Raw genomic sequence first — 13,947 nt, forward strand, 5'->3', positions numbered from 1 at the left:
TTTCCAGTGTACGAACAGGACTGGAATTCCCACTACGAATTGAGTCACAGAGTATAGGTTCCCGCCGATGGAAGAGCAGTACAACCCCTCCGCAGTCGAAGCCGCCGCCCAGGAGTTCTGGGAGGAGCAGAAGAGCTTTGAGGTCACGGAGGACACCAGCAAGGAAAAATTCTACTGCCTGTCCATGTTCCCCTACCCCAGCGGCAAGCTGCACATGGGGCATGTGCGCAACTACACCATTACCGACGTGATTTCCCGCTTCCAGCGTATGCAGGGCAAGAATGTGCTGCACCCCATGGGCTGGGACGCTTTTGGCCTGCCGGCCGAGAACGCGGCGATCCAGAACAAGACCGCCCCGGCCAAGTGGACCTACACCAACATTGATTACATGAAAGGCCAGCTGAAAGCACTCGGCTTCGGCTTTGACTGGTCCCGCGAGCTGGCCACCTGCCAGCCCTCCTACTATCGCTGGGAGCAGTGGTTCTTCACCCGCCTGTACGAGAAAGGCCTGGTGTACAAGAAGAATTCCGCGGTGAACTGGTGCCCCCATGACGCCACCGTACTGGCCAACGAGCAGGTCGAAGACGGCTGCTGCTGGCGCTGCGGTACCACCGTCGAGCGCCGCGAGCTGGCGCAGTGGTTTATCAAGATCACCGACTACGCCGAGGAACTGCTCAACGACCTCGACAAGCTGCCCGACTGGCCGGAGCAGGTGCGTACCATGCAGCGCAACTGGATCGGCAAGAGCAAGGGCGTCGAACTGAGCTTTGCCCTGCCCCACACCATAGCCGGCGTGGACCACTTCGATGTGTACACCACCCGCCCCGATACTCTGATGGGTGTCACCTATGTCTCCATCGCCGCCGAACATCCGATCGCGCTGGAGCTGGCGGAGAACAACGCCGAGCTGAAGACCTTCATCGAGGAGTGCAAGAAGCAGTCCCTGTCCGAGGCCGATATGGCCACCATGGAAAAGCGCGGTATGGACACCGGCATCAAGGCCGTGCACCCGATCACCGGCGAGGAAGTGCCGGTATGGGTCGCCAACTATGTACTGATGGACTATGGCACCGGCTGCGTGATGGCGGTGCCCGCCCACGACCAGCGCGACTGGGAATTTGCCCGCAAGTACGACCTGCCGATCGAGCAGGTGGTGACGCCGGCCGGTGACGAGACCATCGACCTGGATAAAGAGGCCTTTGTCGAAAAGGGCGTGCTGGTGAATTCCGGCGGCTTTGATGGCCTGGATTTCGAGGCGGCCTTCAATGCCATCGCCGACGCACTGTCTGCGGCGGGCAAGGGCCGGGTGACCACCAACTACCGCCTGCGCGACTGGGGGGTATCCCGCCAGCGCTACTGGGGGGCGCCGATTCCCATGTTCAACCTGCCCGACGGCGGCGAGATTCCGGTGCCGGCGGACAAACTGCCGATCCTGTTGCCGGAAGATGTAGAGCTGGACGGTGTGCAGTCGCCGATCAAGGCCGATCCGGAATGGCGCAAGGACGACCTCAACGGTGAGCCGGTGGAGCGTGAGACCGACACCTTCGACACCTTTATGGAGTCCAGCTGGTACTACGCCCGCTACACCTGCCCCGATTTCGAGCAGGGCATGCTGGATCCGGACCGCGCCAACTACTGGCTGCCGGTGGACCAGTATGTGGGCGGTATCGAGCACGCCATCCTGCACCTGCTGTATGCGCGCTTCTTCCACAAGCTGATGCGCGACGAAGGCCTGGTAGACAGCGACGAGCCGTTCAAACAGCTGCTGTGCCAGGGCATGGTGCTGGCGGAGTCTTTCTACAAGGAGAAAGATGGCCACAAGACCTGGATCAACCCCGCCGACGTGGATGTGGAGCGCGACGAGAAAGGCAAGGCCATCCGTGCCGTCGAGCGCGCCACCGGTGAGGAAGTGACTGCCGGCGGTGTGGTCAAGATGTCCAAATCCAAAAACAACGGTATCGACCCCCACGCGGCGGTCGAAGAGTATGGCGCCGATACCGTGCGCCTGTTCACCATGTTCGCCGCACCGCCCGAGCAGACCCTCGAGTGGCACGACGCCGGCGTCGAGGGCGCCAGCCGCTTCCTGCGCAAACTGTGGAAGACCGTGCACGGCCATCTCGACACCGGCAGCATGACTGCAGCCATCGATGCCGGCAGTTTGAGTGACAAGCAACAGCAACTGCGCCGCAAGACCCACGAGACAATCCAGAAGGTCAGTGACGACTACGGCCGCCGCCAGACTTTCAACACCGCCATCGCCGCAGTCATGGAACTGCTGAACGAGGTGGGTAAGCTTGCGGAACGCGACAGCGAGCAGGGCCTGGCTGTGGAGCGCGAGGCTCTTGAAGCCGCCGTGCAGCTGCTGGCACCGGTCACCCCGCACGTCTGCCACCAGCTGTGGCAGGCGCTGGGCAACGATACCCCGCTGGTTGACGCGACTTGGCCGCAGGTGGACGAAAAAGCCCTGGTGCGCTCCAGCATTACCCTGGTGGTACAGGTTAATGGCAAGGTACGGGCCAAGCTGGAAGCTCCCGCGGATGCCGCCAAGGAAACTCTGGAACAGATGGCGCTGTCGAACGAGAACGTTCAGAAGTTCATCGGTGACGCGACCGTGCGCAAGGTGATTGTGGTCCCGGGCAAGCTGGTCAATGTCGTTGCCAAGTAGACGGGTCGCCAAGTAACCCGATCGACAAGTCATCCAGATTTCGGGGGGGCGCCAGCCTTGTATAAATTAACTGCAATTGCGGTGGCCGGTCTGCTGGCCACCAGTGTCACGCAGGCCAGGAGCCTGTCCAGTGAACTGGTCGGACAGTGGCAGAGCCAGTGCAAGAAGGCATCCGGCCGCTACCTGCAGGTCATCAGCCACTTCAGCGAGGCAGGTGACTACAAAGCCAAAAGTGCCTTCTATACCGACGCAGGCTGCAAGGCCCCAATGGGAATGGAAATCGTATCCACCGGGAAGTACCGGCTGGGCAGCTTGCTGACCACACCCGGCGGTGACCAGGCCCAGGAGATTGATCTGGAGGTCAGGGAACTGCACAGTGGTGGCATGACCCTGCCCGGTGTCGGGGAGCAGGTTTACCAGATCATCGCCATTATCGATGGCAGACTGGTGTTCGGCGATGCGCCGGGACTACCCGCGGTCACCGGTGGCCAGCGCCCGACCAAACTCAATAAGAACTTCTACTCGAATAAACAATGAAAAAAATTCTTGTCCGCACACTGAGTGCGCTACTTGCGGTATCACTCATCAGCAGCTGCGGCTGGCACCTGCGCGGTGCACCCAAGAACTTCCCCCCGGGGAGCGAGCTGTATATCACCGCCGAAGATCCGCGCTCGGATATCGCGGAAGAACTGACTCGACTGCTGCGCAGCGGCGGCATCCCCATGGCAGAGACCCCCGCTCTTGCGGACTACGTGCTCACCATTCACAAAGAGGAGGAGCGCCGGCGTACCGTGGCCGTCAATGCCAAGGGTCGTGTGGCCGAATACGAGCTGATCACCAGCGCACTCTACAGCGTCGCCGACAGCAATGGCCGCGTATTGCTGAACAATGCCGAGGCGGACGTTTACCGCGCCCTGGAGTGGGACGACACAGAGACGGTGAGCAAAGGCGAAGAGGAATTATTGCTGCGCGAGGAGATGCGCCGCGAGCTGATCAGTCGCATCATCGATCGCCTGCGTCGCATCGATGTCTCCGCCACCCTCGAAGAACGCAGTTACTGAGACACCAGCCAGTCATGCGCCTCAATCCCCGCCAACTCCCGCAGAGCCTGAACAAGGGGCTTGCCCCCATCTACATCGTGTCCGGGGACGAGCCGCTGCTGGTGCAGGAATGCTGTGACAGTATCCGCGCCGCAGCAAGAAATCAGGGTTTCAACGAACGCGAATTGCTCCATGCCGAGCACAACTTCGACTGGGGCCAACTGATCGCCTCCGCCGGCAGCATGTCGCTTTTCGCGGAAAAGAAACTGATCGAAGTACGCCTGCCCAACGGCAAGCCGGGTGACAAGGGCAGTAAGGCACTGCAGGAGTTTGCGCAAATCGGCAGTGACGACCTGGTACTGCTGCTGGTATTGCCGAAGGTGGATCGCTCCCAGCTCAACAGCAAGTGGATGAAGTCACTGGAGCAGCGCGGTGCACTGATCCAGGTGTGGCCCGTGGACGCCAACGAAATGCCGCGCTGGATTCACCAGCGGCTTCGCGCGGAAGGCCTGGATGCAGAGCCCGAGGCGATCCAGATCCTCGCCGAGCGTGTTGAGGGCAACCTGCTGGCTGCCAGCCAGGAAATTGAAAAGCTCAAGCTGCTCAGCAACGACAACCTGATCACCGCTGCCACCATGAACGACGCCGTGGCCAGCTCCGCACGTTACGATGTGTTCGGCTTGATCGACCGCGCCCTGGCCGGCGATGCCGAGGCGGCGGTGAAAACCCTGCACGGTCTTCGTGCCGAGGGCGTTGAGGCACCCGTGGTGCTGTGGGCTCTGGCACGGGAGATCCGCAGCCTGCTGGAGATTGGGGAAAAGCTCGACCAGGGCCAGCCGCTGAACCGGCTGGTGCGTATCCAGAAACGCCAGCCTCTCGTACAGGCGGCCATTGCGCGCCTGCCACGCCGCCAGCTGGAGGCCCTGCTCCTGCGAGCCCGCGCAGTGGACAATGCCATCAAAGGCGGCCGCGAACTCAATCCCTGGACCGGCCTGCTGGAACTCACACTCAACCTCTCCGGCAAGCGCAGTCTCTGATCCCCAAAACCGCTCACGCACTTCTTTTCAGCGGTCAAAGACCTCAACTTTCTCTGTAATTTCGTACTAGATTTCGCAAGGTAACCCCGCTTGTGGGAAAAGGCCCTGACAGATGTCAGGAAATGCATTTTGCGGATCAGGACCAGGCGTTTACATTGAATGGCGACACCCGGTCCCTGTGAGGAATGCAATGAGCGAGCAGCAGCCACCCTTTGCCCAACCCAGCACCCACGACGTATTCAACCAGGCACCTCCGCTGGCCGGCCACAATCTCTACGCCGGGGACCACGCTCTGCGGGACGCGGTGCGCCGCTTTGGTGCCCACTGGGCCGAGGATGACCTGCAACGGTATGGGGAAGTCTGCGGCCGCCCGGAGATGATCCAGCGCGGTTACGACGCCAACGAGTTCAAACCGATCTTCGAGAGCCACGACCGGGTCGGTAGCCGTATCGATCTGGTGCGTTACCACCCCGCCTACCATCAGCTGATGCAGCTGGCTTTATCCGAGGGGTTACACAGCGCACCGTGGACCGACCCGGGTCCCGGCGCCCATGTTGCCCGTGCCGCCAAGTACTACTTGCACAGCCAACTGGAGGCCGGCCACGGCTGCCCCGTGACCATGACCTTTGCCTCGGTGCCCTCCATCCGGCTGGCGCCTCAACTGGCTGAGGAGTGGCTGCCGAAAATCACTGCCCGCGGCTACGATCCCTCCAACCGTCCGCACAAGGATAAAAGCCACCTGACCATCGGCATGGGCATGACCGAAAAGCAGGGCGGCTCGGATGTGCGCGCCAATACCACCACCGCAACGCCAATCGGCGATGACGCTTACGAGCTGACTGGCCACAAGTGGTTTACCTCTGCGCCCATGTGCGATGCGTTCCTGATGCTGGCGCAGAGCAAAAATGGGCTCAGCTGCTTTCTGGTACCCCGCTGGCGCCCCGACGGCAGCAAGAACCCGATCCAGGTACAGCGGCTTAAAAACAAGGCCGGCAACGTCTCCAATGCCTCTTCAGAAATTGAACTGCGCGGTGCCCTCGGCTGGCTGGTGGGTGAGGACGGACGCGGAGTGAACGCCATCATTGAGATGGTGGCCACCACCCGCTTCGACTGCATGATCGGCTCTTCCGGTGGCCAGCGGCAGGCGGTCGTGCAGGCCATTCACCACGCCGCCAACCGGAGCGCCTTTGGCAAAACCCTGATCGATCAGCCACTGATGCAGAATGTGCTCGCCGACCTGCAACTGGAGGTCGAGGGCTCAGTAGCCATGACCATGCGCATGGCCCAGGCGCTGGACCATATCGACGACGAGCACGAGCAGATGCTGATGCGGCTCGGCGCCGCGGTGGGGAAATACTGGATCTGCAAGCGCACACCGCACCATGCCTACGAGGCAATGGAGTGCCTGGGCGGCAACGGCGTGATCGAGAACTTCATCACCGCCCGCCTCTACCGCGATGCGCCCATCAACGCGATCTGGGAGGGCTCGGGCAATATTCAAGCTTTGGATGTGCTGCGCGCGATCAGCAAGACACCGGCGGTGATCAACCACTGGTTTGACGAGCTTGCAGCTAGCGCCGGCGCCGACACCTTGCTGGACAAAGCGATCGGCAACCTGAAAAAACAACTGGCGGACAGGGATCAGATTGAATACCGCGCCCGCCACCTGGTGGACCAGATGGCCCTGGCCATGCAGGCACACCTGCTGACCCAGGGCGGCAACACTGCCGTTGCCGAGGCCTTTATCGCATCGCGCCTCGGCGCCCAGGGCGCCCACAATACCGGCACTCTTCCCCCGGGGTTGGATGTGAAGGCCATCATCGAGCGGGGCAACCCCCACTGCGCCGAGTAAGGCGCAAAAGATTCAGAAAAATAGATACCCTGAAGGCTACCAGGGCAGCACTTCACCGTCCCAGAACAGCAGCCTGCCGTTACGCTCCTCGTCCAGGCCGGCGAGCACATCCACGATGCGCTCTGCACTGGTGGAAGCGCTGTACAGTTTGTCCTCGGGAATATTTTTCTGGAATGGTTTGGAGAGTGCGGTGTCGGTCGTCCCGGGGTGCACCGCCACCACGCAGCAGTGATCGAGTCGCCGTCCCCACTCGATGGAGAGGTTGCGGATAAACATGTTCAGTGCCGCCTTGCTCATCCGGTAGCTATACCAACCTCCAAGGTGGTTATCGCCGATACTGCCCACTTTCGCTGACAGCGATGCCCACACGAGTGGGTGGCTGGGCTTCAGCGCCGGGGCCAGGGCCTGAGCGAGGTGTATGTGGGTAACGACGTTGATCCGCATGGATTGCAACAGCCAGCCTTCCTCGCACTGGTCCAGCGCCTTTTCCGGCCCGTGGTCTTCAGTGTGCAGGATGCCACAGCAACAGATGACCCAGTCCGGCGGATCGTCGCTAGCTCTGACAAAATCCCGCACGCCCGCCACCGAGTCGGGATCGGTCAGGTCTGCTTGCAGATGTCGAGTCGGGGTAAACGCCTGCGGTCCCTCCGCATTCCGACTGATAGTCAGTAACTCTGCATCGGGAAAACGCTGCAATACTTCCACACCGAGGGCGGTGGCAACGCCCCCACTCGCTCCGGCAAGCAGGATACTCCCAGGTTGATCGAACAACACCAAGCTCCTTAAACAGCCTTTTTCTGGTTCACTGCGGAAGGCTCTTCGCCGGCGATTGACGGCCGTGGGGCAGGCTGATTTTTCCCGGGGAGATCGCCGGTCACTGCCTGCTCACGCATCACCCGCAGCAGCGGTTCATCGGAACGGAAGATCAGCCCGTGAATTTCCGTGGCGTTCTGCCCCTGCAACAGTTGCTGCAGGAACTGGATAATCTGCGCGGAAATCTCCTGCCCCGGCACCAGTACCGGAATCCCCGGTGGGTAGGGAACAATTTCATCGGCACTGACCCGCCCAACCAGGTGTTTTTCTGCCTGCACGCCGTTATCCATCAGCGGCAGCTCCTCGGTTTCGGCAAAGTAGGCGTCCGCCGGCAAACACTTCAAGCGGGTGAACTCCGGCAGCCGGCGCGAGGAACCGGGGTGCACACTGCGACGCGGATACTGGGCCAGCTGCTTAAAGGCGTGAACCAGGCGCAATAACTTGCTCTCTGTACTGCCCAGTGTCACCAAAACACTCACGGTGTTGTAGGTGGTCTTCTCCACTTGGATTCCATACTGATCGAAAAGCTTGATCTGCATTTCCTTGCCGGTATAGCCACTGGCGGAAAGGTCGACGGTCACCTTGGTGGGGTCGAGACGGATGCCGTCATTGGCCAGCGGTGCGGGAATCAGATCCTCCCGGGTGAGCGCACGAAAAACGCCGGTCTGGTCCACCGCCCGGCGCAGGGTTTCCACCATCTTCAGGGACCGCTCCAGACGACCGTATCCCTCCATTGCAGCCTGCTTCCGGGCCACGTCCAGACTGGCGATCATCGCGTACTGTGGGCTGGTAGAGGCATGCATATTGAGGTTCTCCCGGAAACGGAACTCGTCAAAATCCGGATCCTGCACATGAATCATGCTGGCCTGGGAGAAAGCCGACAGGGTCTTGTGAGTGCTCTGGGTGACATAGTCCGCCCCGCACTCCAGTGCCGTGGGGCGCAGCAGTGGATGGAAATAGCCATGCGCATACCAGGCCTCATCCACCAGCACTTTCACCCCCAGCGCGTGGGCGTGTTTGATAATCGGCCTGAGGTCGTAGCGCAGGCCATCGTAAGTACAGGAGGTCAGCACCAGCAGACGGGCATCCCGGTTGGCCTCCAGCGCCCGCTCGATATCCTCGCGACGTACCGGGCCGTAGATACCGAAGTCCGGATGCAGGGTGCACTTCAGGTAGACAGGCTCACAGCGGTTCATGACGATCGCATGGTGAACCGATTTATGGCAGGCCTGATCCACAATGATCTTGCCGCCACCGCCGAGTATCTGCTGAATCACCACTTTATTTGCGGTGGAGGTGCCGTTAGTCAGGAAAAACGTCTGCCGGGCGCCGAAAGTCTGCGCCGCCAGATCCTGAGAGGCTTGAATGACCGAGTGGGGTTCCAGCAGGCTGTCCAGTACCTGTACCGATACCGACAGATCGGTATTGAATACGTGCTCGCCCATGAAGCGGTAGAAGTCCCCCACCCAGGGGCTGTTGCGCAGGCTGTCGCCACCCGAGTGCCCGGGTGTATGCCAGGCGTCCCGTGCGCTGAACACATAATCCCTCAGGGTATCGGCAAAGGGAGTGGAGGCGCGCTTGGCAATAAATGCCTGCACCAGCCGGAACATATGATTAAAGTTGCCCTCGCGACGATCGAAAAGCTCATCGAACCGCTGGCGCAGGGAGACAGAAATGTCACAACCGAGGGCAACGAGAAAAACATTGAGCTGCGCGCGCACCAGGTGCAGCCGGTCTGCCAGCTCCTCCGCTGCAGAAAGGCCCGGAGCCTCCACACCGGCATCCACGATCAGCGCCTGCAGTTTGTCATCTTTGAGCAACAGCCGCTCGGCGGCACTGGGCAACACGGCGCTGAATTTCAGACCAAAAGGGTTCTCATGCTGCGCGGCGGTGCTGTTGAGCGCACTGACCCAATCGTGGCTCAGCTGCCGGTCGGCACTGACCAGGGCCACGTGGCACTCCAGGGGCTGCTGCCCCTCCCTCAGATTGCCCAGGTCCGGCATAGCTCTTCCCAAAATCGACTGCGCTATCTGAAAAGCATAGCTCCGCAGGCGCAATCAGGCGCCGGCAGTGATGAAACAGACGACGGAGCAGAAAAAGGTTTCCGTCCAGCACTTCAGAAAGAGGGGTTTCGCTAGTGGGCCCGGGGCCCGACTGGGAGGCGGGAAGTCTTAGAACTTGGCGCTGCAGACGCGACCATCGAACTCAAGGCAGTCTACAACCCGCCGACGCTGCACTGGTGAAAGAGCGTCAAGCGAGAAATAGCCCATCTCGGAATGTTCACTGGACAGCACGATGGCGCCGGAATCAACAAAGCGGGCACGAAAGATAAACACGTGGGAACCGTAGACCTTGTGATAATAGATGCCACTCAGGTAGTCGATGGCTATCTCCCGGCCCAGCTCCTCGCGACATTCCCGCTGCAGTGCCTCATGCACTGTTTCCCCGGGATCGAGCGCTCCGCCAGGTAGCCCCCAATTACAATCGGCGTAGGTGGCCCGCAACTGCAGGATCTGGCCGCGATCATTGGTGATCACCGCATGCGCGCTGAGGCGGTAGGTATCTTCAAAACTCATCCCGTTTTCCCATCACGCACTGGTCACTGGAGCAGCGAGAGAAGCCCACATTATTGCGCTCCCCGGGCAAGTTCGAAACCAACGCCAAGAGTATTCACGTACTCGTCGTAGTCGATCAGGCTTTCACCATAGCCGGTGAAATACTTCACATAGCCGCGCACCCGACTGCCCATGGGAAAGCCCCAGCGCAACTCGAAGGCGCCGCGGTTGTTCGAGCGCAAATTATTGCGCAGCATCACTGATACGCTGTGATTGCCCACCGTGCTATATGTCCCAGCCAGCTCGAAGTAACCGAGGTAGGCCTCGATGTCGGGGTTGTCATCTTCATCCCTGCTTTCCGGAATCCTATACCAGGGTTTAAAGCTGATCAGCAGGTTCTCCCGCTCGAGGAAGAAATTGGCGTAAACCCGATTCCAGCTTCTTGAAAGCGGTTCACTGCGACCATTGGACTGATGATTGATGGCCAGCTGGTTCGCCACGTTCTGAAAACCGAACACACTCCAGTCATTCAGCCACGTCACGATCAGTTCAGGCTCGTGGTTGGTCTCGCGGAAAGGTGAGGAATCATCCGAGTTGTAGGCCTGCCAGAAGCTCTTGTTGGTGTAAGCGAGGCTCATAAAAGATGCCTTGCCAAGGAACCCTCGCCAAATGGGCACCTGAACCGAAAGTTGGAACTGCACCTCGATCTCATTGAGGTGGATTTGCTCGCCCACAATCTCCTCGAAGTCTTCCAGGCCGGCCTCGTTGGGAGCGGGATTGTAGACCGCCGGCAGCAGATAGTTGACCTTGTGAGACGCGAGCGTAAACGGGTTGTTGGCGGCGTCACGGATGGCCTGCGCGGCCTGACTGGTGGCCACCTCGGTGGTGGTTTCCGTCTCTCCGGGCAGCGGCTCGCTCACGGTTCCGAAAAGCGGCTGTGGTTCCCGCTCGTGTGGGGCCGCACGCACTCGCTCAGCACAGAACCGTCGCATTTCCTCCAACGTGATACTGGCTGGCGCCACCAGCAACTGCTCACGCAGGCAGTTCTCTTCACGCTGCTGTATCGGCAGTTCCTCGGGAGAGCTGACGACAGGGATATCCAGCCCGTCCTGGTTGTCCTCGGCGGGCGCGGATTCCTCCTGGGCAAACGACACAGGCACAAAAGAGAAGGGCACGAAAAGCATCGACATAAGGACCAGTCCCAGGGCGCGACCGTGTGGCAAAGCATTGTCTCCTGACGTCAGAATATGGGAGGCCAAGCTTACACCGCGGCGGGCGAGAATGCTCACCATTGAAGAAGCTGGCAGGCAGGGGGCGCGGAAAAGACTTCGCACAAAAGTCAGGCAGGACCGACGACACCGGAGTATTGAGAGAGGGGAAAGAGCAGACGAGGCCGCCCCACCGCACGACGATGAAGCGGACAAATAGACACCGAGATCAACTCAGACCAGGGTCTCCACTTGCGATGACCACTCCAGGTCCCGCAAGCGAACCTGCCACAGACGGCCAGTGCTCGACGGCCAGTCATAGCCGATAAGCAGGCCGCGGCTGTCGAGGAAACAGTGAGCGTCCCTCTCTGCCTCGTCGCCATGGTAGATAAAAGCCGAGATATCCTGACCCAGCTCCTGAGCCCCCTGCGTCGCGGCGTCACCCGCCATGGGCCGGGCAGAGCGGAAACTGATCCGTGGAGCCAGTAACTTGCCCCTTTGCGAGGGGTCCACCACATCCGGGCTCACCACCTCGAACCCATCCCGATGCTGATCGAGCTTGAGAAGCAGAGGGCCCATAAAAATACGCATCAGTGGGAACAGCAACCGGTTGCGGCCTTCCAACTCAGCTTCCTGGGGACCGTTAGGGCCACTCCAGCGGGCCAAGATCGGGTCGCCGATAGACGGGCTCGCACCATCCGGAATCTGTAGCGCGTAATGGGCGTGGACTTCGTCCACCTCATCCCGCCAGCGAACATCGCATTCAGTCACCAGCCCGGCCTGCAGCCGGGCGCGCACTTCCATGCCGAAACCCTGCTCGCCAACCAGACGCTGGCTCATCAACATGCGGTGGCCATGTTCGTCCAATCCCAGTTGCCAGCAGTCCTGCACCGGCATGGTGCGACCATCACAACTGTATTCGTAGCGTCCCTGCGCCAGCGTGGAACTCAATCGCATTGCAGACTTCCTCCCTGTTCCGCCCGTATCCATGCTCTGCCGGGGGAACTCATTGCAGGGGAAAGTATTGCACAAGGGGGATTACCTGCGCCGCGGTTGGCGCCCCTTCACGCTCGATTTACGAGGAGGAATTCTCCTTAAAAAGTGATCACAGATAGCGCTGCCAGAAATGGGCCGCCCCCATATTTTCGTCCAGCACATAGGGCTCGAACCCCACCTTTCGGTAGGCCCGTTGGGCGGGTTCATTTTTCTCGAGTACTTCCATGGTGAGCTTGCAGCAGCCGCGCTGCTCAGCCTCACGCGCGACGAGTTCCAACATCCGTCCGCAAACACCCCGACCACGGGCGCGATCGGTCACAATCACATCGTGAATATTGACCAGGGGCTTGCAGGCAAAGGTTGAGAATCCGGTGAAACAGTTCACCAACCCCACAGGTTCAGAGCCATCAAAGGCGAGCACTGAAAAGGCTCCGGGAAATGTGCCCAGCTTATCGACCAGCTGCTCGCGGCACGCATCACTCAGCGGCTCACCACCGCCGTATGGATCCCGGGCGTACTCGTCCATCAACTGCACAATCGCCCTGGCATGGTGCGAATCGGTGTAATTGGCAATCAAAATATCGAGAGGGCTATCGCTCATGCGTACTCCTGGCGGATCGAATCGGTGGACGCTCGTCAACGCGCCAACAATGAACTTTTGAAAATGGGAAACAGGTTTACTGCCGACACTGCAACTCAATTGTCCCCGTCATTTTCCGAATCCCTCTCCTCGGGAGAGAAACTGCGCATGTAATTGCGCATGCGGATACGCTGGGCCAAAAGCCAGCGCACCCGAATGCGGTGGCGACAGAGGGGGCTGGCGCGGTAGGGGCGCCGACGCTGCGACTGGGGTTTGGTCTTTCTTCTTCTCATCCTTGCCTCGAAGCGCAGGAGCAGCGGGCTGCCGCTACACTGATTGCATCAGGCCGCAGGGGCCCGGTCGTGGCTGCAGATTAGCAAATTCACCCGGGCGTTTCAGCGGCATTGGCGGCGACGGACATTACTGCCCCTTGGCCACCTGCCCCAACGAGGGTAAGCTCGAGTCCTTCGTGAATACATAGTCATACTGGAAATTCTTGTGGGCCCACTCAAGCATCTGATCGAAAACAACCGGCAGTGGTCCCTGGCCACCTCCAGGGAGAGGCCGGACTTCTTCCTCCAGCTCTCCAAACAACAATCCCCGGAGTATCTCTGGATCGGCTGCGCTGACAGCCGGGTGCCCGCCAACGAAATCGTCGGCCTGCTGCCGGGAGAACTGTTCGTACACCGTAATGTGGCCAACGTAGTGGTCCACACAGACCTCAACTGCCTGTCTGTACTGCAATACGCGGTGGAAATCCTGAAGGTCAAACACATCATTGTGTGCGGCCACTATGGCTGTGGCGGCGTGCAGGCGGCTCTGGAAAACATGCAGCTGGGGCTCATCGACAACTGGTTGCGCCACATCCAGGACGTGCGCGACAAACACCAGGCGCTGATCAAACTCTTCAAGGAAAAGCAGCGGCTGGACCTGCTCTGTGAGCTCAACGTGCTTGAGCAGGTCGTCAATGTTTGCCAGACCACCATTGTCCGTGATGCCTGGGAGCGCGGTCAGTCACTCTCCGTCAACGGCTGGATCTACGGCCTGCGCGACGGGCTCGTTCACGAACAGGGCATCTCCATTACCGGCACCGAAGAACTCGCCGAGATTTACCACAACGCCCTGACCAACATCGCCCAACGCGACGCCGAATAGCAGACTTCACCGGCAATTTTTCTTAAACTCCTGCCTCGACTTTTTG

Annotated in this window: 13 protein-coding genes; 6 read left to right on the forward strand and 7 right to left on the reverse strand. The window is 60.2% G+C overall.

Annotated elements, in window-relative coordinates:
- The first annotated feature begins 67 nt into the window (after window positions 1-67).
- The 5 genes from leuS (at window position 68) to AUP74_RS00430 (ending at window position 6,594) form a co-directional block, all read left to right on the forward strand.
- Complete coding sequence (gene leuS, locus AUP74_RS00410) at window positions 68-2,665, forward strand: leucine--tRNA ligase (RefSeq protein ID WP_069945821.1); 2,598 nt, start codon at window positions 68-70, stop codon at window positions 2,663-2,665.
- Window positions 2,666-2,722: 57 nt separating this feature from the next.
- The gene (locus tag AUP74_RS00415) at window positions 2,723-3,202 is read left to right on the forward strand and encodes a hypothetical protein (RefSeq protein ID WP_145924273.1); all 480 of its coding nucleotides are present in this window, start codon (window positions 2,723-2,725) and stop codon (window positions 3,200-3,202) included.
- Window positions 3,199-3,726, forward strand: a complete 528-nt coding sequence (locus AUP74_RS00420) for an LPS-assembly lipoprotein LptE (protein WP_069945823.1) — start codon at window positions 3,199-3,201, stop codon at window positions 3,724-3,726. Before AUP74_RS00415 ends, AUP74_RS00420 begins: the two co-directional genes overlap by 4 nt.
- 14 nt (window positions 3,727-3,740) lie before the next feature.
- Window positions 3,741-4,742, forward strand: coding sequence for a DNA polymerase III subunit delta (gene holA, locus AUP74_RS00425; RefSeq protein WP_069945824.1), 1,002 nt, complete (start codon window positions 3,741-3,743; stop codon window positions 4,740-4,742).
- 190 nt (window positions 4,743-4,932) lie between these two features.
- Window positions 4,933-6,594 (forward strand): acyl-CoA dehydrogenase family protein, encoded by a 1,662-nt coding sequence (locus AUP74_RS00430; protein WP_069945825.1) that lies wholly within the window; start codon window positions 4,933-4,935, stop codon window positions 6,592-6,594.
- 36 nt (window positions 6,595-6,630) lie between these two features.
- Here AUP74_RS00430 and AUP74_RS00435 read toward each other — a convergent pair whose 3' ends face one another.
- From AUP74_RS00435 to AUP74_RS17290, 7 genes are all read right to left on the reverse strand, one after another.
- A complete protein-coding gene (locus AUP74_RS00435) occupies window positions 6,631-7,365 on the reverse strand; it encodes an SDR family oxidoreductase (RefSeq protein ID WP_069948606.1) in 735 nt (244 codons plus the stop codon).
- 11 nt (window positions 7,366-7,376) lie between these two features.
- Window positions 7,377-9,410, reverse strand: coding sequence for an aminotransferase class I/II-fold pyridoxal phosphate-dependent enzyme (locus tag AUP74_RS00440; protein ID WP_083260727.1), 2,034 nt, complete (start codon window positions 9,408-9,410; stop codon window positions 7,377-7,379).
- A 168-nt stretch (window positions 9,411-9,578) separates the two neighbouring features.
- Complete coding sequence (locus AUP74_RS00445; protein WP_069945826.1) at window positions 9,579-9,983, reverse strand: NUDIX hydrolase; 405 nt, start codon at window positions 9,981-9,983, stop codon at window positions 9,579-9,581.
- A gap of 50 nt (window positions 9,984-10,033) precedes the next feature.
- Window positions 10,034-11,152 (reverse strand): phospholipase A, encoded by a 1,119-nt coding sequence (locus AUP74_RS00450; RefSeq protein WP_083261074.1) that lies wholly within the window; start codon window positions 11,150-11,152, stop codon window positions 10,034-10,036.
- A gap of 252 nt (window positions 11,153-11,404) precedes the next feature.
- On the reverse strand, window positions 11,405-12,127 hold the full coding sequence (locus AUP74_RS00455; protein WP_069945827.1) for a hypothetical protein: 723 nt from the start codon (window positions 12,125-12,127) through the stop codon (window positions 11,405-11,407).
- Window positions 12,128-12,275: 148 nt separating this feature from the next.
- Entirely contained in the window at window positions 12,276-12,767 is a 492-nt protein-coding gene (locus tag AUP74_RS00460; RefSeq protein WP_069945828.1) for a GNAT family N-acetyltransferase, read from the reverse strand.
- A 95-nt stretch (window positions 12,768-12,862) separates the two neighbouring features.
- Window positions 12,863-13,039, reverse strand: a complete 177-nt coding sequence (locus AUP74_RS17290) for a hypothetical protein (RefSeq protein ID WP_158514519.1) — start codon at window positions 13,037-13,039, stop codon at window positions 12,863-12,865.
- 205 nt (window positions 13,040-13,244) lie between these two features.
- Between AUP74_RS17290 and can the strand changes: the two genes are divergently transcribed.
- The gene (can, locus tag AUP74_RS00465) at window positions 13,245-13,901 is read left to right on the forward strand and encodes a carbonate dehydratase (protein ID WP_069945829.1); all 657 of its coding nucleotides are present in this window, start codon (window positions 13,245-13,247) and stop codon (window positions 13,899-13,901) included.
- The last annotated feature ends 46 nt before the right edge of the window (window positions 13,902-13,947 follow it).

It is taken from the genome of Microbulbifer aggregans, from assembly GCF_001750105.1.
In the GTDB taxonomy this organism is placed as follows: domain Bacteria; phylum Pseudomonadota; class Gammaproteobacteria; order Pseudomonadales; family Cellvibrionaceae; genus Microbulbifer; species Microbulbifer aggregans.